At 40.4% G+C, this 22,415-nt stretch carries 14 protein-coding genes and 1 pseudogene; 12 read left to right on the top strand and 3 right to left on the bottom strand.

Going from position 1 to position 22,415, the window contains the following annotated elements:
- Positions 1–20: 20 nt before the first annotated feature.
- Both BUB11_RS29175 and BUB11_RS18800 read left to right on the top strand, forming a co-directional pair.
- Positions 21–227 (top strand): hypothetical protein, encoded by a 207-nt coding sequence (locus BUB11_RS29175; protein ID WP_073031295.1) that lies wholly within the window; start codon positions 21–23, stop codon positions 225–227.
- 799 nt (positions 228–1,026) lie between these two features.
- Positions 1,027–1,314, top strand: a complete 288-nt coding sequence (locus tag BUB11_RS18800; protein WP_084110394.1) for a transposase — start codon at positions 1,027–1,029, stop codon at positions 1,312–1,314.
- Between the two features lie 519 nt (positions 1,315–1,833).
- Here BUB11_RS18800 and BUB11_RS18795 read toward each other — a convergent pair.
- Positions 1,834–2,940: an IS91 family transposase gene (locus tag BUB11_RS18795; RefSeq protein WP_073031462.1), complete on the bottom strand. Its 1,107-nt coding sequence runs from the start codon at positions 2,938–2,940 to the stop codon at positions 1,834–1,836.
- 5 nt (positions 2,941–2,945) lie between these two features.
- A complete protein-coding gene (locus BUB11_RS18790; RefSeq protein WP_159436956.1) occupies positions 2,946–3,539 on the bottom strand; it encodes a tyrosine-type recombinase/integrase in 594 nt (197 codons plus the stop codon).
- 353 nt (positions 3,540–3,892) lie between these two features.
- Here BUB11_RS18790 and BUB11_RS28420 point away from each other — a divergent pair.
- From BUB11_RS28420 to BUB11_RS18735, 10 genes and pseudogenes are all read left to right on the top strand, one after another.
- Positions 3,893–4,517, top strand: a pseudogene (locus BUB11_RS28420) (IS3 family transposase); the annotation flags it as partial.
- Positions 4,518–5,571: 1,054 nt separating this feature from the next.
- Entirely contained in the window at positions 5,572–5,769 is a 198-nt protein-coding gene (locus BUB11_RS27640; protein ID WP_073031292.1) for a hypothetical protein, read from the top strand.
- Positions 5,766–6,275 (top strand): hypothetical protein, encoded by a 510-nt coding sequence (locus BUB11_RS18770; RefSeq protein WP_242947610.1) that lies wholly within the window; start codon positions 5,766–5,768, stop codon positions 6,273–6,275. The genes BUB11_RS27640 and BUB11_RS18770 overlap by 4 nt, the downstream gene beginning before the upstream one ends.
- Positions 6,276–6,295: 20 nt before the next feature.
- Positions 6,296–9,532: a site-specific integrase gene (locus tag BUB11_RS18765; RefSeq protein ID WP_073031291.1), complete on the top strand. Its 3,237-nt coding sequence runs from the start codon at positions 6,296–6,298 to the stop codon at positions 9,530–9,532.
- Between the two features lie 6 nt (positions 9,533–9,538).
- Positions 9,539–11,857 (top strand): phosphoadenosine phosphosulfate reductase domain-containing protein, encoded by a 2,319-nt coding sequence (locus BUB11_RS18760; protein ID WP_073031290.1) that lies wholly within the window; start codon positions 9,539–9,541, stop codon positions 11,855–11,857.
- 11 nt (positions 11,858–11,868) lie between these two features.
- Positions 11,869–16,059, top strand: coding sequence for a hypothetical protein (locus tag BUB11_RS18755; protein WP_073031289.1), 4,191 nt, complete (start codon positions 11,869–11,871; stop codon positions 16,057–16,059).
- Positions 16,060–16,070: 11 nt separating this feature from the next.
- The gene (pglZ, locus tag BUB11_RS18750; RefSeq protein ID WP_073031288.1) at positions 16,071–18,371 is read left to right on the top strand and encodes a BREX-4 system phosphatase PglZ; all 2,301 of its coding nucleotides are present in this window, start codon (positions 16,071–16,073) and stop codon (positions 18,369–18,371) included.
- A gap of 12 nt (positions 18,372–18,383) precedes the next feature.
- Positions 18,384–19,829, top strand: a complete 1,446-nt coding sequence (gene brxL, locus BUB11_RS18745) for a BREX system Lon protease-like protein BrxL (RefSeq protein ID WP_073031287.1) — start codon at positions 18,384–18,386, stop codon at positions 19,827–19,829.
- On the top strand, positions 19,819–20,016 hold the full coding sequence (locus tag BUB11_RS18740; RefSeq protein ID WP_073031286.1) for a hypothetical protein: 198 nt from the start codon (positions 19,819–19,821) through the stop codon (positions 20,014–20,016). The genes brxL and BUB11_RS18740 overlap by 11 nt, the downstream gene beginning before the upstream one ends.
- A gap of 18 nt (positions 20,017–20,034) precedes the next feature.
- A complete protein-coding gene (locus BUB11_RS18735) occupies positions 20,035–21,156 on the top strand; it encodes a cysteine desulfurase family protein (RefSeq protein WP_073031285.1) in 1,122 nt (373 codons plus the stop codon).
- A 611-nt stretch (positions 21,157–21,767) separates the two neighbouring features.
- Here BUB11_RS18735 and BUB11_RS18730 read toward each other — a convergent pair.
- Positions 21,768–22,415 (bottom strand): DUF3102 domain-containing protein (locus BUB11_RS18730; protein ID WP_073031284.1); only part of this gene is annotated, 648 nt, incomplete at its 5' end.

Raw genomic sequence — 22,415 nt, 5'->3', positions numbered from 1 at the left:
TCAGCTTGAGTTCGTGAGAAATGGCCGATGTGCAATCGGAAACCATTGAACGGTATCTGCGTGAAGGTAAGATAACGCCAGATTTAGAGATGCCCTTGGGGGATAGAAGGAGCTTTAAATATTTTAAGGAAGCAACCGCAGAGAGCTATGCTAAACAGTACGGCTGGGAGATGATCAATCCTGCCAATATGAAAGATAAGTTCATCCGATGGCTAAGCGCCAACTAAACCTCTCGCAGCTATCCCTTTAAGCGGTTTAAGGATATGCATTTATGAATCGGCAGGGATATTGAGCATGTTGAGCTTAATCGGCATGTTTGGAAGAGGATGACGCAGGAAGAGAAGGATTGGATTGTTGGGTCGTGTGATCAGAGGTTGGAGGAGTACTTTAGGAAGAGGTTAATTAAAGTTAATTAATTGTATAAATGAGAATTCAAGAGTGACAGTCTGCTGCTGAACACAATTGAGACAAAGTAATACTCCGAAAATCTGAACGTGATATGAGGATCCCGTATCTCTTGAACCACGCACGTTGAGAGTGTTGTCTTGATGTCACGTGAAGAAAATAAATAGGATAGAAAAGCCTTTAATCAAGGTGTTTCTGAGTATTTGAGATATGTTGCCAGTTTGAAATCGGTGACTACCATGCTGGGGGATCCCTGTTTTTTATGTCAAGGAAACATATCAACAATACCAAGAGTAGGCAGGGTTGAGTTGACAGAATAGATAACGGCTGTATCCGCTATCGTCGGGCTTTTCAGCGTTATAGAGGTAATATAGCATCGTTTTGTACGGTGCTTTTTTTGTTTTTGGCAGCCTATCGTTAAGAGATACACCCCCCTTGAGTACAAACCCAACCTTTAGTTAAAAAGTATAGGCATCGTTAAAGGTTCGATTATAGACATATAATACTAATTTGCCTATAAACGATGATATTATTTGAGACGTATTATCAAGCAAATGACCTTACCGCGGTTTTATGGACACATTGAACGTGTGATAAAATAAAATCACGGGGGTGTTCATAATGAAGAATACGTTAGATAAGGACTATAAGTTAATGGCTGTCAATCGAGTGAAGGAAAGCGGAAAGACTGTTACTGAGGTAGCCCGCGAATTGGATTTAAGTTCTAATACGTTGCATGGGTGGATAAACAAGTTCGGTAAGCATGGTAGTGACGCATTTCCTGGCAGCGGTCACCTGTATGAAGCCGATGATGAGCTTCGCAAGTTACGTAAGGAAATCATGGATTTGAGAGAAGAAAATGCTATCTTAAAAAAGGCGGCAGCCTACTTCGCAAAAAACCAGAAATAGAACGCTTTAAATTTATGGAAGCACACCGCTCGAAATTTCGGGTTGTGAAGATGGCAGAAGTTCTCGATGTGTCCAAGAGCGGATTTTATGCCTACTTAAACAGACCTAAAAGCAATCGAGCAATAGCTAATGAACAGCTTCTAGAAAAGATTAAATCAATATTTAAGCGAAGTCATTGAATTTATGGATATCCTCGCATAACTTCTAGAGATTTATGAGGGTCATAGAAAGAGAAAAAGCTATTAATTAAAATCAATAGCTAAAAGGAAAGTAATAATTCAATAGAGAAAATAGACCCTTATGAATCTCCTGTTGTACTGAACCGTCTGCAGATCGACAGTCTGTGTACCTATGGGGATTCAATGTTTTCTAACTGGGCAAAAAATCTCCAGGTATAGATGTCACAAGAAAGAATTTCCATCCCATGTTGAAAAACAGCAACGTAAAGCCCCAAAAAAGGGTATACTTTCCCCCTCCCCGTACTAGGTCGATTTCTAGAACGATTCAGTTTTAACACTATTAGGGACTTGCCTTCGAACAAATAGGTAAAAATTGTATAAGACAAGGACTGCCACAGCTAGGGCAGGTTTTAGTATTTTTGGGAGCAATCGTGGATGGAGGGGGCAAATTGTTCCCAGTAAGCCTAAAGCATCTAAAAAGCTTTGTCTTAATATTTCGGCTGGAAAGAAGACCATAATGTCTGATCTTAATGAAACGATTAGGCAGAACATGAAGAAGAAACCGTCTGCAAAACTCAGCAGCATCAAGAGTCATAACTTTGGACTTATTACCATCCTTATAATCTCTCCAAGCAAAACTTACAGATTGACCATCTAAGGCTTGAATCCTAGAATTGCTAATCGCAACTTTGTGAGTATAGCGGCCAAGATAGCGAACAACATGCACCGGGGATTTAAATGGTTTTTTACAAAAGACAACCCAATTCATGCCATATAAATTGTCGACAAGGGATAGGAAGTTGCTTCTTAACGCAAGTTTGGTAGCCTCGTTAAAGAAAGCAAGTTCCCCCTGGTTATAGGCCTGTTTAAGAAGGTTGAGGAACTTACCTTTGAACTTCTTTGAAATAACCTTAACAGGAATAAAAAACTTCTTACGAGAACGGACGAAGCGAAGTCCGTCATTGGAAAGTCCCCCGCCAGGGACGATACAATGAACATGGGGATGAAACGAGAGGTTTTGTCCGCATGTATGAAGGACTGATGTAGCGCCGATCGTAGCTCCGAGAAATTTAGGGTCTTTAGAAAGTTCCATCAAGGTATGGCCTGCCGATTTAATTAAGAGGGAATAAAGAAGCCTCTGATTTTGTAAGACAAGGGTGTTAAGTTCCTGAGGAATCGTAAACACGACGTGGAAGTAACCGACCGGTAAAAGCTTGGACATCTGAGCCTCAACCCATTCCTGTTGGACAGAATGTTGGCATTTAGGGCAATGTCTGTTACGACAGGAATTAAAAGAGACCTCCTTAACACCACATTCCGTGCAAACCTGGGCGTGGGAACCAAGGGTGGAGGTTCGACAAAGTCGAATCATATGAAACGCTTTGGCCTGAGTCGGAGAAAGACGCTTAAGTTGAATGTGTTTAAAAATATCCTGAAGTTCAGGCATCCGAATCACGTCCGTCGAGAGGACTTCTTACAGAGGAAATATGCTGGAGTTGATAGGTGGATATAGTTAGAAGTCGTAGAAATATCGCTATGTCCCATAAGAACTTGAATTGTCCGAAGATCAGCATTATCTTCAAGGAGATGGGTTGCGAAGCTGTGACGAAGCGTATGGACGGTAGCAGGTTTGGTAATGCCAACCTTATCTTTAGCCACTTGAAAGACGTGTTGAATATTTCTGGCAACGATAGGTTTGCCTTCAACAAGACCGGGAAAAAGAAGATCAGCGGGTCTGTAATGGTGCCAGTAGAGCCTGAGCAGTTTAAGGTTTTCATGCGATAGAACCGTTAAACGATCCTTGTTGCCTTTACCATGATTAACCCGGAGCAACATGTTCTTAGAATCAATATCTGAGATGCGGAGATTAAGCGTCTCGCTAATCCGTAGGCCAGACGAATACGTCGTCAGTAGAATTGTTTTGTGTTTAAGATTAACCACCTGATCGATAATAGAGAGAATTTCGTCTTTGGAAAGTACATGAGGAAGCTTTTTAGGACGTTTAGGACGGATAATAACATCGTCGGACCAGTTGTAATTGAGCACTTTGTTAAAAAAGAGTTTAAACGCATTACAAGAAATGTTGGTATTACTGTAGCTGATGCCGGACTTAATACGGTAATGAAGAAAAATTTTGAGTTCGTCAGGAGAGACTTGGAGGGCAGCTTGTTGGTATGCTTTTCAAGTTGCCTTAAATGACAGAGATAATGTCTTTGGGTCTGTGGTGAATAGCCTCGAAGTTCCATTTCAATCTTCATCTTTTGGAGATGAGAGGAAAGTGGTTGAGCAGTCTGAGACATGAAAAATCATCCTTTCAAATTTAATAGAATTAAACAGAAAAGATGATATCATGAAACTAATTAGAGCGTCCAAAAGCCACCGCGCAGCGGTTTAGTACAACAAAAGCTTTTAGAACAGATGGTTCACCTAGCAAGAATCGGGTCTATAGGCTTATGAGGGAAAACGGAATCCGATCCAAAACGGTTAAAAAATATAAAGCTACTACGAATTCAAATCATAATCTTCCTGTTGCTGAGAATTTATTAAACCGTAACTTTTCCGCAGATAAACCTAACCAGAAGTGGGTAAGCGACATTACCTATATCTCTACTGATGAAGGATGGCTGTATCTAGCAGGTGTCATGGATTTATGTGGCAGGGCCATTGTTGGTTTTTCTATGGCAGAACATATGAGAAAATCCCTCGTCATAACTGGGTCCAAAGAAGGACTTTTAGTTCATTCAGATCGCGGCGGTTCAATACGCTAGTCATGAATATCAATCGATACTACAAAAGAACCAATTTATTTGCAGTATGAGTCGTAAAGGAAACTGTTACGACAATGCCCCTATGGAATCGTTTTGGGGCAAGTTAAAACAAGAATGGCTCTATGGACGAAGATTTAAAACTCGTGCCGAGGCCAAAGATGCAGTATTTGAGTACATCGAGGTATTTTATAATCGACAGCGCTCGCATTCGAGCAATGAATATGAAGTACCAATGGAAGTAATTAAGGCAGCATGATGGATCAATGTTATTCCACCGCCAGTGAGTGTACTTCCTATTTACCTAATAATCAAGGGTACGCTTCGCCAAGCCCTTGACAATCAGGTAAATAGGAAGTGAGATAGACCTGGGTGGAAAAACAATAAAACATTAAGCAAGAATACGAAAGAGCTAGCTATTGTGCGTTTAATATGTCTATTGAATCGGGTTAAACCCATTTCTTAGATCTGTAAGGTTGAATGGAGAATTATCTATAGGTAAAGCAGCTATTGTATAGATAAGGTGAACAATTATGAACAAAGGAACACTTAAAGATTTTGAGAAGTGATGCAATTTTTTGTCTAATGCATCTGTTATTCTAATCTTAGAAGATTATAGAATAGAGGAAGAATCTATTTTTCTATCAATATTTTTTAGAATTAAAAAAGTAAGGGATGGAAAATTAATCACATTATTTGTAAAAAAAGAGGTCTGTGTTATTAAATGTCGAATACTTATGGGAAGTTAAATTCAGTATCCTACTGAAAAAGTAGATACATTTGCAATCTTATGAGAAATTTATTTAAATCGGAGTAGATGGAGAATGGGAGATTGTTAAAATAATTAAAGGAACTTTGTGAATTCTCTAAGGGACGTTAGTTATACGTTAGAAATTGCATTAGCTGACATATGGGACAATAGTATTTGCGCAAATGCCTCAAGTATCCAGAACTTTAGCCTCAATCATAGTCAATCCGTTGATAATAGCTGTATTTCATCCGATTTCAAAAGTGTATCAAATTCGGAGTTTTTAATCTTCAATCAGTCCTCTCCTTCCGCTAAAATAAGTATGGGAGAGAGGTTGAAATGAGAAAAACTACTTTGCAAAATTAGTTAAGTACATGAAGGATGCCTACAGTATTAATCGTGGTTTGTGCAGACAAACTGACCAAAGAGTAAACCCAACGTACAGAACGGGTCAAGTTATTTTGCCTGTGTTATTTGGGTTTTTACTTAGGATAAGAAGTTTTAATAAACTGAATGTTATGATCAAGAATCATGAATTTAGTCAAGTTGTTCCAGAGGAACGAAGTTGCCTAAAGTTGATGCCTTCAGAGATACACTCAAAGTCATTGATCTCGACGGACTTAAACAAGTCAATCGACAAATTATCAAAAAGGCAGTGGAGAACAAGGTTTTGATCACGGAACCATTGATGGATATACTGTGGTTGCGATCGATGGAACCAAATTCTTCGGAAGCCATAAGAAAAGCTGTTCAGAATGTTTGAAAAACACCAAAGGTAAAATGACTCATTCTTTCCATAGTGGAGCTGTCATGTCCACGATTGGGTTGGGTCCCAAATTGGTAATCGACTTTGAAATGTACAAGCCAGAACAAGATTCTGCTTCAAAGGACGAAGGAGAGTTAAACATCGGGAAGAGGCTGATTTCTGGCGTAGGGAAGAGTCATAAGACCTTAATCGATGTTGTCGTTTATGATGCTCTGGCCTGTAATTCCGTATGGATTAACCACTGCATAACTCATGGACTAGATGTTGTGGTCCGAGCTAAAAACAATAATAATAAGAGTTTGCGATTGGCAAAAACAAAGGTGAATAAGTTAGAGGTAGTTGAGGTTTGGGAAGATGAATTTGAGAAAGTTCATGTTTACCAGTCAACATTCACGATGGACAATGTGGAGAGCAGTAAGTCAGTTTTGTTAGACAGGCTATATTCTAAAATTAGACGGTACTGCTGCAAAAACATCATCACAAAAATTAAGTGTGTCCGATGAAAATGTGAGAAGGTGGATGGATGGCAATCCGAGTTCCTTGGGATGAACATGAAACAGCACTCTTAATTGAATCCTGTCAAAAATACGACTCCGGTGTTATCACTAAAAAAGAAGTCATCCGAGGCTTATCAACCACCCTTAGAAATCGGGCTGCTCAAAAAGGCATTGAGATTGATGATGTTTTCCGAAATGAAAATGGCATCGCAATGCAGTTTTCTATAATTAGTAGCTTAATACATCACCAAAAAAGCGGTTTGCATGGGGCTTCAAAACTTTTTAAAGATATGGCTGAACTTTATAATAACGACAGACTCGCATTTGATAAAATACTTATGGAGGCAAAAAATATGGCTGACAATGAAAGCTCAATGCAAAATCAATATATTTCATGGTTATCAACTCAGGTGTCTCCAGATCAAATGTCAGAACTATATTTTACCTATTCGGAGGTTGAATCTTTCTGTCGGCATATAAAAGTACTTAAAAAGCCATTATTTGAAACTACTGATATTAAGACTGTAGCAGCAGTAAAACAAACTATTGAATCAAACATGGTTTTCCGCTTTAAGCACAAAAGCCAGCTGCAAAAAATGTCTTCTGCAATGAAGTATTACTATAGCTGGATTAAAGATAATCAGAATCCGCTTAGTGAAGAAGCCGTAACATCCACGCTTCCAGATGACACTGAAATTATTGTACCTATCCAGAATAGGCAGGAGAATATCTCTGATAAAAATGATCCTTTGAAATCGACAAACGTCGAATATTTGTTATTTGTTGATTTTAGAAAGCCCACATCTTATGCTTTCACCAGCACTGAATACTTTCAATACTTCGGCGAAAGATATGATGAAATAAATAACTGGACGCATCTTTATATCCAGCTACTACAATGTCTTTTAAAAAATTACTCAAACATTATATATGATTTGAAAGGGTGTAGCCTTAGCGAGCGTGGCCGTGTAGATATTTCTGGATCCGCTGGTATATGCCGAATGGCTGCGCCAAAACAGTTTGCTGATGGCTTGTACGTTGAGACAAATCTTAGTGCATCAAATATTGTTGATAAAATCAGACTGATTTTAGATAAATGCAATGTTGATTATGATAACATCGTAATTGCATACACTGCTAAAAAAGATTCTGCTCAAAAAGACGAATCAGTTGTTCCAACTCGCCGACGGGCAAATTCAGCAGACGGTGCAGATTTCTTTGATTGGCTGACAACTGTGCAAGGGATGTCCAAGAATACCGGACATAACTATGTATCTGCTGTAGCTGGTTGTGAAAAATATGCAAAAGAGCATCACATTGAACCTTGGCAACTATATAAAACGGATGACGCAGAAGTGGTTAAAACTGTTGTTAGCACCTTGATGGGTGACGATGATTTTTGCTCGTATAATGCGCAACAACACAATCGGTTTAGCGCTGCATTGAGAAGATTTTTAGAGTATCACACTGGAGAACCATTGGTCACTGCACAAACAAATTCTTATTCAAAAGGGATTATCCATTGTAGAAGAAATAATTCAGCGAGCAACGAATTCTATACTTGGCTGACGCAAGTACAAGGGATGGCGACTACCACTGCCCGTAGCTACTGCTCTGCAATTAACAACTGTGAGAGCTTCTCAAAAGAACACAATCTGGACGTTGGGCAATTCTATGGAGCTAATGATTTCAGAGTGGTAAAAGAAGCGTCAGAGGTTTTAATGAGTAATGCGGCTTTTCGAGACTATAACGATCAGCAACGCAATCGTTTCCGCGCTGCTATGAAAAAATATGTGGAATTCATATCGGGTGACAAAGACACCATTTGCACTGCGAAAGATGAACCCCAAGTCGACTTGACTCAGTATGAAGAACTGCTTTTTGAAAAATACCAGAAGGGCTTTCGTATTGAGTCCAGTCTTGAAATGCGGCGTTTCAGAAACTTTTGGGAGATTAAATACAGCGCACCGCTGGAAGAAACTGATGAGACTATGCGCAAATACATCAGGCGGCTAACCATTCAACACAAAGACTTTGTTTACCTTCCAGAAGCAATGGTTGACGCTGAAACACAACAGCGCTTACTTGCCTATATTGAACATTGTTTCTCCAATGGAAAAAACGCTATTTATTATGACGCCCTGTACAAAGAGTTTGAAATCGAATTTCAAAGGCAGCGTGTTAACAACGCTGATATGCTGAAAACATACCTGGATTATACCAACGAAGGTAACTATGTAATCAACAGAGGTTACCTTGCTACTGACCGTAGTGTGGAAGTTGATCCCACTGATGAAGTTCGTGACTATGTTATCACTTATGGGGCACCTATGCAGACGGACGATTTGTTGAAAGCCCTCTCGCAGATTCCGAGAGATAAAATCATCTGGGCAGTTGCAGGTAGCAACAGCGCCGAATTTGTACGAAATCAGAAGGGGGAGTATTTTCACGCCGATATTGTTGATTTGACTACAGCAGAGCTTGACAATATCACTGATCTGATTCAGAACGCCATAAATGAAAAAGATTTTATAGGCGGCAATGAACTAATTGAGACAATCTCTGCCAAGTATCCGTCTATTTTGGAGCGCTATCCGTATCTCACACAACTTGGTATGAGAGATGTAATTGGCTATAAATTGCGGGACGTCTTTTCCTTTAAGGGAAAAATCATCAGCGCTCTTGGTGAAGATTTGTCGATGTCCGATGTGTTCGCAGATTACGCAAAATCGCATGCGCATTTCACCATCACACAGCTTAATGCGTTGAAAACAGAATTGGATACTCCCATTTACTTTGATTCTGTCTATCGCAATTCTCTGCGTATTGACAAAGAGAATTTCGTATCTAAAGAGCAAGCAAATTTTGACAGCATTGCAACCGACGCTGCAATTGACCGTTTTTGCGTAGGCGATTATATAACCATTAGTGAAATTAGGCTCTTCGGTTCTTTTCCATACGCTTGCTTTCCATGGAATGGATTTTTATTGGAACACTATGTATCAGATTACAGTAAAACCTATAAACTTTTGCATGCCGGCTTTAACGCTGGAACGCCTGTAGGAGCGATTGTCAAACGCACCTCGAAATTTGAGAACTTCGATGAACTTATCACAAGTGCATTGGCGGACAGTACGATTTCTCTCAATAAGCAGGATGCTTTGCAATATCTTTGCGACAATGGATTTTTGGTACGAAGAAGCTACGCAGCCATCGAGCAAATCCTTGTTAATGCTAACGCGCAAAGATCACAGAAAGGATAACTCACCATGTACTCATATGAATTTGATGAATCAACGGGCGGACTTTTGCTGAACAGCTCACCGCTTGGATTCAGTAAGGAGCCTCGCCCCGTCTACTATAAGGAACTCGATATTCTGGGCCTTGACCAGTATTGGAACTACGAAAAAAATGATACTTTCCCCTATATGTGGGCAGAAGCAAACAGCTACTATTATAGGGGACGAAAAGTGGCACAAACCAAAGGCGGATCACTTTATACTGCCCCGAAAATTGTGATTTTGGAAGAACCTGAACCAAATGGAGAACCGCTTAGCTTTGTGGATATACAAGGTATGGTGGAAAAGAATAAGACTATATTAGAAGGACTTGTTCAGGAAACCATCAAGAAGGTTTACAACACATACATTGATTACCAGAACAAAGTTGATGTGTTCTATGTCGCATTCAGTGGTGGCAAAGACAGCGTCGTTACATTGGATATTGTCCAGCGGGCTTTGCCGCACAATGTATTCAAGGTGCTGTTTGGCGATACAGGCATGGAATTTCCAGACACATATACAGTTGTCGACTCCACGGAGAAAAATTGTAGTTCGTGCGGAATAGATTTTATTAGAGCAAAATCAGATTTTACGCCGGAGTACACATGGAGACAGTTTGGCCCGCCAGCAAAGGTCACAAGATGGTGTTGCAGCGTTCATAAGACAGCACCACAGATTCTTGCACTTAGAGAGAAAACGGGTAAGACTAATTTTACCGGAATGGCTTTTATCGGAGTTCGCGCAAGCGAGAGTGCCTCTCGCGGCGAATACGACTATGTCAGTTTAGGCGAAAAGCATAAAGGACAGTACGGTTGTAATCCAATCTTAGAATGGAATTCAGCCGAATTATATCTTTACGTTTATTCCGAAAATTTGATTTTAAACGAGGCATACAAAAAGGGGAATAACAGAGCAGGTTGCTTAGTTTGCCCCAATGTGTCCGAAAAGAACGCTTTTTTTAGAAGAGCTTGCTACACCAAAGATGTTGACGTATACATGGACATGATTTCATCAATGTATGAAGAGAGCATCCAATCACCTGAAAGATTAAAAGAGTTTTTATCAAACACGGGATGGAAAGCAAGGATGAATGGACGCGATGTATCTTTAAATATTGGATGTAAAGAAACAACTGATGGAAATAATCAAATATTAAAAGTACGCAATCCTAAAACAGATTGGAAAGAATGGATGAAAACTGTAGGTGTTTTACTGAATGATGAATCACCTTATAAAATGGTTTTCAAGGATAAGGAGTATTCATTTGCTGTGGTCGATGTTCAAAATGGATATGATGTTTACATTGAGGGCCACCTTGCAAAATCAGATCCGCTTTTTGTAAAGTTGCTGAAGAATGTTTTTCATAAATCATCATGCTGCATTGGTTGCCGTGAGTGTGAGGTTGACTGCCAGAATGGCTGCATCAGCATGAAAAATGGAATACTTCACATCAGTGATAAATGTGTACATTGCTCACAGTGCCACAAAGTTGATAAAGGTTGCCTTATTTATAAATCCTTGGAAATGCCTAAAGGAGGTTCTAAAATGGAAAGTAAAAGTTTAAATCGTTACTCAACTCATGCACCGAAGCTCGAATGGATTAACCAATATTTTGAATTGAAAAATGATTTTGTTATTAACAACTCTCTTGGTTCCCAAATGTTCAGCTTTTTTAAGAAATTTTTAAGGGATGCTGAATTGATAAACGGTGAAACATTTACACCTACTGCACAAATCATAGAAAACATCGGATTAGATAATTCATCAAGCTGGGCTATCATTCTTACCAACCTTACGTATTCTCCTCAAATCAACTGGTTTGTTAAAAATTTGAGCATGAATGAAGTTCTTAAAAAAGAATATATAGCATCACTATTGATTGAAAGTGGCACGAATGAGAGAGCTGCTGTAGATATTTTCAGATCGTTCTCAAGATTTGTTGAACTTCCATTCGGTGAAGTAGGAATGGGCTTTTCGACGAAAGAGAAAAATCGCGTTGTTTCAATAACCCGTACCCCATGGCAGAATCCAGACCCTCGCGTTGTTCTCTATGCCCTCTTCAAATTTGCAGAGGCTTGCGGTGACTATTATCAATTCACATTGAGTAGATTACTCAATCACGAAATTGACGGTGATGGTGTCAGCCCAAGCGAGATTTTTGGCTTGGACAGAGAGCAGATGGAAAAGATTCTGAATGGCCTGAGCATCAACTACCCGGAATTCATCAATGCATCCTTTACACTTGATCTTGATAATATAACACTCCGCAGCGACAAATCGTCGCAGGATGTGTTAAGTCTGTTTTAGGAGGAAGAGAAATGTTAGATAAATATCGTGACTATTTTGACATTAACCCAGAATATTTTCCCCAGGTTAATGAAGCAATCATAAATGATAAGCCTGACCTTTGGAAAACATTCTATCCTCATGAGACATTCATTAAGCTTGTGAAGGATACAGTAAGTGTTATATCCAGAAAGCAGCGTGTTTCCATTTGGGTGGAAGGTGCATACGGAACAGGCAAATCCCATGCAGTGCTTACCTTGAAGAAGCTGCTGGATGCATCCGAAGCGGATACTCGTGAGTATTTTGATAAGTACAAGGATCAGTTGAGCAACGATCTTTTTAATCAGTTTCAGCAGATTAAGAGCGGTGAGCAGAGAATTCTAACAGTGCATCGCTACGGTTCTTCCAGCATTCGTGGGGACGGAAATCTGGTTTCTGCTATGCAGGACAGTATTATTCATGCATTAAAAGAGGCGGGCATTAAAAGCAATGCACAGGCCACATTGAAGAATGCTTCTATTAAGTGGCTGTCCGAACCTTGGGCAATGAATGCCTTTGATGCGCTGATCACTACTGAATATGCCGAGCTATTCTCTGGAGATGACGTTGACGCCATTATCAAAAAACTGAATACATACACTGGAGACAGCTTGCAGGAACTCATGGGCAAGATTATGAAGGTTGGTGATGAAAAGCAGTTCAAAGCACTGACGCTTGATATAGATGGCCTTGTGGAATGGATTAAGGCAGTCATAAAAGAAAACAACCTGAAAGCAATTGTGTTTATTTGGGATGAATTCACTGAATACTTCAGAAACAACATGAGAGCCTTGACGGGCTTCCAAAAGATTGCAGACCTCAGCGGCAGCGACCCATTTTATCTAATTGTGGTAACACACAATGTTACGCATATCTTCCCTGAAACCGACAATGATTGGAAGAAAATCCTTGGTCGTTTTATTAGCCCTATCTGTAATATTGAATTGCCTGAAAATATGGCGTTTCAACTGATGGGTGCAGCAATGGAAAAAAACGAGGATACACAGGTACAGGCAGACTGGATTGAAACTGCTGACGAGTTGTATGAAAGAACACATGACTCCCGGCAGCTTGTAAAAGATAAGGCTCACATATCTGACGATGAACTGAAAAAAATTCTTCCGATTCATCCATACACCGCCCTGCTTTTGAAACACATTTCATCTGCGTTTGATTCCAACCAACGCAGTATGTTTGACTTCATCAAAAACGATCGTGGCGATGAAATCAAGGGATTCCAGTGGTTCATTGACAACTGCGGGCCTTTTGACACCAATCCTCTGCTAACTATTGATATGTTGTGGGATTTCTTCTACGAAAAAGGCAAGGAGTATCTGTCTCACGACATTCGTTCGATTTTGGATTGTTTCTCATTTGCATTCACAAAGAATCTTGGTCGAGATGAACAGCGAGTTCTTAAAACCGTATTGCTTTTGCAGGCGATTTCGCAAAAAACAGGCGATACCGTTGAACTGTTTATCCCTAATGAGAAAAATGTGAATAACGCCTTTGAAGGCTCTGACTTGGAAAATGACGAGGCTGCCCGCATTGCGGACAGCCTGATTCCTGATGTCCTTTTTAGAAAACAGATGAGCGGTGGCAAGTTCCAGTATTCAGCATTGATAAATGCCGGAAACGCTGTGGAATTGGACAAAGAAAAAGAAAACCAACGCAAGAAGTCAATATCTGCGCTTATCAACGAGGGCGATATTGCTTCTGCGATTTCCCTCGGTGGCGCACTGCGTTCACGTTATTTCATAAAATATGTTGCAGCAAGCGATTTTAAGTCTACTATCAATTTATTGCGAAACCAGGAAGGTACTCTGGGAAATAGAATTGCGGCTGTGGTTACGTTTGCAAAGGATGAGGCAGAAAGCGCCATTATAGGAAAGCAAATCAAAGAAGCAATTGCAGATGGCAGTTACCATATGGTGTTTATTGATGCCTCTATCACGCCTCTGGGCGGAGATCTTATGGAGCAGTATGTTGAGGCAATGGCCAATGCTGTTATTAACCTGAAGCAGGATAGAGGACTGGCAGCACAGTATGAAGCCAATGCCAAAGAAGTTCTGAAAAAGTGGAAAAACAAAATTACCGGTGGAGAGTTTGTCGTTTACACAGAAGATAAGCCCGTTGGTGAAAGAGCAACTACGCTTGATTTGCTTTACAGTGAACTGTCTGCAATAAACAAGAAACTGTATCCAAATGGCTTGGAGACCGGCAAAGCTGTAACGGAAACAATGTGGCAGGCAACTTCTCTCCCTGCAGGTGTTGATTGCGGTGCTAATCAGACCACCTCTGGTCAGTATCGCTCCGGCAACCCGCAAACAAAATTGGAGAGCTATATCGGTGATGAGGCTTGGCAGAAAGAAAATTACTGGACTGACAAGCCTTATTTACCAATCTCAAGAATTAAACAATATGTAGAGGACATTATTGCAACGGCATTCAAGATGGATCGTAAAATCTCAATTGCGCAGATTTACGATGCACTTAAGGAAGAGCCGTATGGCTTTATGCCTTGTAACCTCACGGCTTTTGTGATGGGATTTGTTTTGAAGGAATACACGAATGGTTCTTTTAGCTGGAGTGACGGAATTACGAATGATGCGCTTTCTGTTCACAAACTAAAAGAAATGATAGTTGAAGTCATTAAGCATAATGGTACGCCAATTCCGCGATACAAGGACAAATACATTGTCACCATGACTGCCAATGAAAAGGCTTTTAATGAGTCGTCATCTAAAATATTTGATATCTCGCTTAATCTTTGCAGCTCTGTTGAGCAAACAAGAGAGCGGATTCGTCAGAAGATGAAGGAACTGTCATTCCCAATTTGGTGCTTGAAATCCATTGTGGATACCACAACTTTAAAAACGGACAAGCAGAAAGTTGTAGAGCTGATTGACAATTTCACCGCTATCGCAAACAACAGCAGTGCGTCAAAGTCAGACAGTGACATCGCTCTGGATATTGGCAGACTCTGCATTGAAAATGTCAATCTTGTTGAGGACGCAACTACTCTGATTTCCAAGGAAAAATGCACGGAAGGCATGGACTCATATTTGCATACTTACGCCGAAGGTATTCTTATTTCGTTGGCGAGTGAAATTGGTGATGGTGGTCAGTATATAAATCGGTTAAAAAAGAAATTTGATGCCGATGCAGCAAACTGGGTATGGAACACCGATACTGCAAATCAAAAGATTGCTGAAGTGATTTTGGAATACCAGATAATTGTTGCCAGCAATAAGGTGCTGCCTAAAAATATATCTTTTGACGCAACCATACACGAATGGTGCGACCGTTGCAATCTCATTCGTATCTCGTATATGTATGCGAAGAATAACTGGGATGAATTGTCTGAATTCATGGAACTCTTATACAACATGAAAAAGTCAGGGCAACTCTTGGATGCTCAAAGACAAAGATTTCTGGAACAGGTTTCGGTAAATGGCTCTGCATTTAACGCATTTTATAATAACCAAACTGAAACATTTAAGAAAGCGTGTGCTTTCTTTGTTGGCCAGTTTACAGATGAAGAAGTTAAAGACATTTTCATGCTGTTGCCATCCGGTATGTTTACGGCAGAAAAGGCTGCATATCAAAACACTGTGCAAACAACCGTTGAAAAATTTGTTAGTGAACAGGGATCAGCTAAATTGAAGAAGTTCTGGAAAGAAAAGACCGGAACAGAGAACCCTCGTGATTGGTCTGATAAATACCTTACTCCTATTCTCTGTATGGTTCCTGATAAAGATGTCCAGGCTGCAAGACTGGCCTTTGGAACAGTCAGCAAAAAGCAGCCGGATAAAGCCTCTATCGAGAAAACGATGGAGTTTTTTGAACACGCAGATTTCTTTGACAGATTAAGCAGCAAAGAAGAGCGAGACAAAGCATTCTGTGCTACTATCATTAAATCGTACAATGTGATGCTGGATGCTGTTGATGAAGTCAGAAAATATTTAAGTGATGTTATGACACCAAGGTCATACGATTGGTTCGGATTGCCGGAAGTTGATAAACAATTGTGCCAGATGGCTGAATTTAAATATAACCAGAATGGCTGTGAAAAAGCGTTAGAGAAGATTGATGGCATGGATGTTGCTGATGTAAAGCGTTACTTGAAGGAGCTTATCCGCGATAACATGATTGTAGGTATGGAGATTATCAAAGGTAACTAAGGAGGTGCGGAATGAAAATCGAAGAATGTATAAAAAGAATCGATAGATATTTGCGTTCTACCGACACTCAGCCTCGTTTTGTAAATGTACAAAACGCTAGTGACCTTGACCGAATTAAGCAGCATTTTCATGTGGGAAATAATGCTTTTATTCAGATGGAGGATTACGCCAAAAAGGATGAAAATCCGAGTGTGGATTCCCTTCTCAACGACCTTCGTAACAGACAGGGCATAGTGTTTCTTGCTGGATTCACATCTCACCTAAGGTTGCTTGGTGAAGTCGAGTTGAGAAAACAGCTTTCACAGCTGATCCACTCTACGACAACCACCTGTCATATTGTTATTCTTTGCTATCAGTGTGAAAAACAGCTTGTCACTTCCGATATTCGTCTTGACAGAATTATTTATATGGTAGACGGCGAAAAGACGCCTATACCCAAATTGGTTTTCTTTCCGCCTGAAATGCCATCGCCAACGAATGGAAGCATGATTGATGGAGTTCATCATGTATCGACGGCCATTGAAACGGTCACAGTAGATGTGTTATATGTTAGAACCCGTAAGCGTAAATCCGCATACCCATTGTCTCTATATCATCTTACAGAGCAAAATAGTGCATTTGAAGTGCTTTGCAAGATAGATCCCGCCACAAACCAATTAAGTGCTGCCTTTGGAACAGATGATCAGTGGGCCGCTGCATTAAGAGAAGTGACAAAATGCACTTCTTGGACTGCATATTTCACACGTATTTTTGGAATCTGCTCAAATCTGGAATTGGCGGCAAGCAACTGGCATATTTTTGATGACAGCAAAAAATGGTTGTACTTTATCGCTTTAAAACTATACGGCGCTCCCAATAGTTGGTGCCTAAATACCTCTGTGAAAGAAGCAAAATCCGTAGTGGGACTGGTCAGATGCTTGTTCAGAAGCATATTAACTGTCGAATGGAATGACACTGATTTTTGGAGTAAATACAGAGAACGTAAAGTCCTCCTTCGGTCATTTGGTAATCCTGCGGCAGAAGTCCTTGACTACTGTACGATGGTAAAAAGCAAAGATAAATATGCAATCTATTACCTTACTGACAGCACATTAGCGGAACGGGCATTGATTTTTGAAAATTTGGATATCTTTGCGCTTGAATTCGAAAAAGATGAAATTGTAAGCATATTAAAGAATGTCTATCCTGACATCTATGCTTATTTGCTTCCATTTCGTTTCAAAAGCGAATTGCTAATTGATTATTTTCAGACATACAAGTATGAGAAAGTAATAAACAAGATTTTCCCAGAATTCGAAGCCCTTGTTGAAGAACAGGCGGAAAAGCGAGAATTCAACCTGCTACTGCCGTCCCGAACTGAAAAGACTGAAGCTATTGATAAGACCGATACACACTTGTATTTTATGGATGCAATGGGTGTTGAGTATCTTGGCTTTATTATGGAAAAATGCCGTCAAAGAGGACTGCTGGCATTTGTTACGGTTTGCAGATGTGAATTGCCGTCCATAACATCCTGCAACAAAGAATTTATTGAAGTGTTTGAAAGTGCTGGAGCAACTCTTGTTCCTGACAAAAACGGTATCAAATCCTTGGACGATATTAAGCACCACGGACAAGACGATTTCGATTACCGTGTTAGTCCGTTGCCATTACATTTGGCACGAGAACTCGAAATTATAGATGAGGTCTTGGCAAAGATTCAAACAAAACTCATCACTGGTAAATGCTCGAAGGCTGTTATGATTTCAGACCATGGGGCAAGCCGACTTTCAGTGATTAGTAATCGTGAAAACAAGTGGGAAATGGCGACAAAGGGTAAGCATTCCGGCAGATGTTGCCCGAAAAACGAAATTAACGAATGTCCGACTTGCGCAACAGAAGAAAATGGCTACTGGGTTCTTGCTAATTATGACCGCTTTAGGGGAAGTAGAAAAGCCAATGTTGAGGTTCACGGAGGAGCAACATTGGAGGAAGTCGCGGTTCCGATTATTGAAATCACTTATAGTGCTGTCGAAATTGAAGTTCAATTGCGTACTCCTTCTATCGAATTCAGCACAATGAAAAAGAATGCACTGATCCGATTGTTTTCAAAAAGCAAACTGGGTCATATTACAGTTTCCGTTAGCGGAAAAGATTACAAGAAAGATTATGATGTTGAAACTTCTGACGGACAGACATTCATTGTCAAATTGCCAGATCTAAGAAAAATTGGTGATTATACTGTTGATGTATACTCAAACAACAATAAGGTTGCATCAAACTTGAAGTTTACTGCCAATAAAGAAGGCTTCAAGGAAAATAAGATATTGTAAGGAGGTTGAGTCATGATAGAAAAGCTTAGAGAATACTTTGATGAAATGGTCGTGTATAAAGATTTAAAAAAGAGCAATTTCTTTTCTGCCCTCAGTCTTCCTTCTTTTTTGAGAGACTGGCTTTTGAAAAAATTTGAAAATGAAGATGGAAAATTTGACATAGAAGAAGTATCCAGCTTTATTCACGAGTATTTGCCAAAAAAGGATGAGTGGATCAGCATCAAAAATCGGATCATTGTTGAAAATGAACGTGTGAAGTTTCTTACGAAAATTTCGGTTGATATTAATATTAAAAATCAAGAGATAACATTTGCACTTCCAGATTTTGGGCTGACAAATAGAGAAACAATCATCGAATCTGATGTATGGTACCAATGTAAGGATGAGTTGGTAAAGGGAAAAGAGACATGGGGCGTAGTTGAACTTGGATATCGCCTGCCGGATGAGGAATTAAAAATACCGGGGCGTATCAAATTGGTTAGCTTTACCGATTTCTGCCCATACAGTGTAGACCTTGATTATTACAAAGAGACCCGTGCACAGTTTAATATCAAAGAGTGGATTGACATAATCCTCGGAGCAATAGACTACAATGCCGATGGTTATGCTGATGAGCATGAAAAGCTTACTATGCTCACTCGTCTGTTGCCGTTTGTTGAAAAACGCTTAAACTTGATTGAGCTTGCGCCGAAAGGCACGGGCAAGTCGTATTTGTTTGGGCGAGTTAGTAAATTTGGTTGGCTCTCTTCTGGCGGTGTCATGTCACGAGCCAAAATGTTTTATGATATAAGCAAGAGAACACCTGGACTTGTGTGTGGAAATGACTTTATCGCACTTGATGAGGTTCAGACCATTTCTTTTACAGATGTTGATGAAATGCGAGCGGCTCTAAAGGGATATATGGAATCCGGAGTATTTACCGTAGGGAACTACGAGGGTACAGCTGATTCTGGAATCATTCTGCTTGGAAATATCAGTAAAGGCAACATGGATGAATACAAGAGTATGTTTTCAGAACTTCCAAGCGCTTTTCACGAAAGTGCCTTGATTGACCGTTTCCATGGTTTCATCAAGGGCTGGGATATTCCTCGTATGCACGATGACTTGAAGATTTCCGGGTGGGCATTGAATTCAGAATACTTTTGTACAATTATGCATCTGCTTCGCGAGGATGCCAGTTATCGCGCAATTGTTGATCAGCTGATAGTTGTTCCGGATCATGCTGACACCAGAGACACGGAGGCTGTAAAACGAATTACAACCTCATACCTAAAGCTTCTTTTCCCCCAAGTTCGCTCTGCCGAAGATGTCGATATTAGAGAGTTTCAAATGTACTGCCTTCGTCCTGCTGCCAAAATGCGTCAGATTATTAAGAAGCAGTTGGGAATTTTAGATATAGAATTCAAAGGCAAGGACGTTCCTGTATTCTCCGTAAGGAAGACAAGCAATGAAGATTGAATGCGTATCTTGCGGAAAGAAAGACTTGGATAAGAACACAATTGGAATAAACAAAAAAATGCTTGGCACAGAGGTTACTACCTTCTACTGCATGGATTGCCTTGCCGGTTATCTGGATGCAACAATTGAAGAACTTTTAGAAAAAATCGAGGAATTCATAGAAGAAGGATGTGCTTTGTTTAAATAAGAACCGAGGTAAAAATAAATGATTTATGCTGATAATGCTGCGACAACAAAACTTGACATAGATGCCTTTGAAGCAATGAAACCTTTTTTGCTCGAAGAATTTGGAAATGCGTCTCAGCCATATTCCTTTTCGCGCACGGTAAAGAAGGCACTGAAACTATCTCGTTCAATAATCGCTGATTGCATCGGCGCTTATCCAGAAGAAATATACTTTACCTCAGGTGGAACTGAAAGCAATAATTGGGCAATTAAAGGGACTATGTTGGTGTATGGAGATACGCGAGCAACTATTACCTCTACAATTGAACACCATGCCGTCCTCAATGCTTGCGCAGCAATTGAACGCATGGGTTACCCAGTAGTATATCTCCCTGTTGACAAAAAAGGTATCGTCCATGCGAAATCGTTGCAAAAATATATTTGTGATAATACAAAATTAGTGACCATAATGTTTGCTAATAACGAAATAGGAACAGTCCAACCTATCAAAGAACTTGCAATGGTTGCTCATAAGTCTGGGGCTCTATTCCATACAGATGCTGTTCAGGCCGTTGGGCACATTCCAATTAATGTGCGGGAACTTGACATAGATATGCTTTCAGCATCAGCCCATAAATTTAACGGACCTAAAGGAATTGGATTTCTTTATGTTAGAAAGGGTACAGCAATTCATCCATATGCAGACGGGGGTTCTCAAGAGTTTGGAATGCGAGCGGGCACCGAGAATATAGCAGCAATTGTAGCTATGGCTACGGCCTTGAAGAAAAACGTCGAAAACATCTCAATATTTACAGAAAAACTGTTACACATGGAAAATCTTCTGATCAATATGCTCTCAGCTGCTAATATAGACTACATCAGAAATGGTAGCGAAGAAAGGCTTCATGGAAACATCAATCTTTCTTTTAAGAATGTAGAAGGTGAAGCAATGCTACATCGTCTTGATTTAATGGGAATTTGCGTGTCAATGGGGTCTGCGTGTGATTCGGTTAAAACGCAAAAATCACATGTTATCCAAGCTATTGATGTTCCCGATGAATATGCAAAAGGGACTATCCGTATTTCCCTTGGTGCTTCCAATACAGAGGATGAAGTTATGAAAATAGCAAAGGCACTAATCAAAATAATCAACACGTTCTAATAGTGCCATATAGTTTGAAGTATTTGAACTGCATTAAACTTTATGCGGAGGAGTATTGGTAAGGTGAAAGTTGAGTCTCTATATGTCGGTTTGGAGGCTACCGGTGCCTGACAGTGCGGATGTGCCAGGTCGTAAAATATAGTGGGTGGGAATCCCATCGGGTAAGGTAGACCAACCGCCCGTAATTAGCCTTGGAGGAAGTGGGGTAACTCACTTCTTTAAGCGTAGGCAAACGAGATAGTAGGCTGAAAGCCGAAAGGTTGAAGCGATTGAGCTCCGAAATACTGGAAAACGGGAAGGCTGATGTAGTTGTCAGAACAGAAAGCAATACTGCGGTTAACGTTATGGTAAGAAAACCGCAGCTTCCCCGGGGTCGTAGAACTCAGCATGCTATACATTGATATTTTACGGCAACACATGAGATCCTAGTTGCTCCTCAGAGTCTATCTGAGGTACGCGTAACAAGCGATAATAAAGTGAGGAAGCGGATGGCTCTAGGAAGTCGGATTATAGAATAGTACCTGTGAAGCGGGGTAATTCCTGTGGAGGGAAGGCTATAACATACTATAGCCCTTGAAACTGAAACATTACCTGCACAAGAGGTGGATAAGTTAACTCCTTCTGGAATGGGTGGTATTAATCGATAAATTTGAAGTGATAATGGGAGGCCACACTTCCACATGCTTAGCCAGGTTTTGAAGCATGGTATGCAATTTCTCTCGGTAATTTTCCTTTATCTCAGGATCTATTCTGTTTAAAGCGGAAAGTATTTGTGAAAGCTCTTTGTAAGCATTGAGAATGATATCGCGGTGAATGGTGAATTGTGCATCAGCCTTCGAGATGGAGGATTGGCTTTTCTCAGCTTGGAGCTTGTTTTCCAGTTCGGCGATTTCTTTAGCGGAGGGGGCCTCTTCCTTGGCGGTTTCCAGTTCCTTTAGTTTTAACGTGACTTTTTCCTGCTCAGTCAAGTATTTGGCTTGGCAGTCGTTCACCTGTTCTTCGAGACTTTTGGCCTGAGCGCTTAATTGGGTGATTTCGCTGCTTTTCACGTCCAGGTCCTTTTGGAGGTCTTTCTTTTCCTGAATGACTTGATCCCTGTCCTTGACAGCCTGCTGCAGTTCCGATTTGGTCATGCTCTCGACATCATGTTTCTCGATAAATTCCTCCCGCTCCTCTTCCGGGATTCCGAGGAGGATGAGTGCCTGAGTGTAGGTCAAAATCGACACCAGTGTCGATTTTGGATTGCTGCCACTGTCAGG

It is taken from the genome of Desulfosporosinus lacus DSM 15449 (assembly GCF_900129935.1).
In the GTDB taxonomy this organism is placed as follows: Bacteria; Bacillota; Desulfitobacteriia; order Desulfitobacteriales; family Desulfitobacteriaceae; genus Desulfosporosinus; species Desulfosporosinus lacus.
This window is presented reverse-complemented; position numbering and strand designations above follow the sequence as displayed.

Coding starts and splice junctions, on each gene's coding strand:
- BUB11_RS29175 (WP_073031295.1), top strand. CDS start 21: ATGGCCGATGTGCAATCGGAAACCATTGAACGGTATCTGCGTGAAGGT.
- BUB11_RS18760 (WP_073031290.1), top strand. CDS start 9,539: ATGTACTCATATGAATTTGATGAATCAACGGGCGGACTTTTGCTGAAC.
- BUB11_RS18755 (WP_073031289.1), top strand. CDS start 11,869: ATGTTAGATAAATATCGTGACTATTTTGACATTAACCCAGAATATTTT.
- pglZ (WP_073031288.1), top strand. CDS start 16,071: ATGAAAATCGAAGAATGTATAAAAAGAATCGATAGATATTTGCGTTCT.
- BUB11_RS18735 (WP_073031285.1), top strand. CDS start 20,035: ATGATTTATGCTGATAATGCTGCGACAACAAAACTTGACATAGATGCC.
- BUB11_RS18800 (WP_084110394.1), top strand. CDS start 1,027: ATGAAGAATACGTTAGATAAGGACTATAAGTTAATGGCTGTCAATCGA.
- BUB11_RS18795 (WP_073031462.1), bottom strand. CDS start 2,940: ATGCCTGAACTTCAGGATATTTTTAAACACATTCAACTTAAGCGTCTT.
- BUB11_RS18740 (WP_073031286.1), top strand. CDS start 19,819: ATGAAGATTGAATGCGTATCTTGCGGAAAGAAAGACTTGGATAAGAAC.
- brxL (WP_073031287.1), top strand. CDS start 18,384: ATGATAGAAAAGCTTAGAGAATACTTTGATGAAATGGTCGTGTATAAA.
- BUB11_RS18765 (WP_073031291.1), top strand. CDS start 6,296: ATGGCAATCCGAGTTCCTTGGGATGAACATGAAACAGCACTCTTAATT.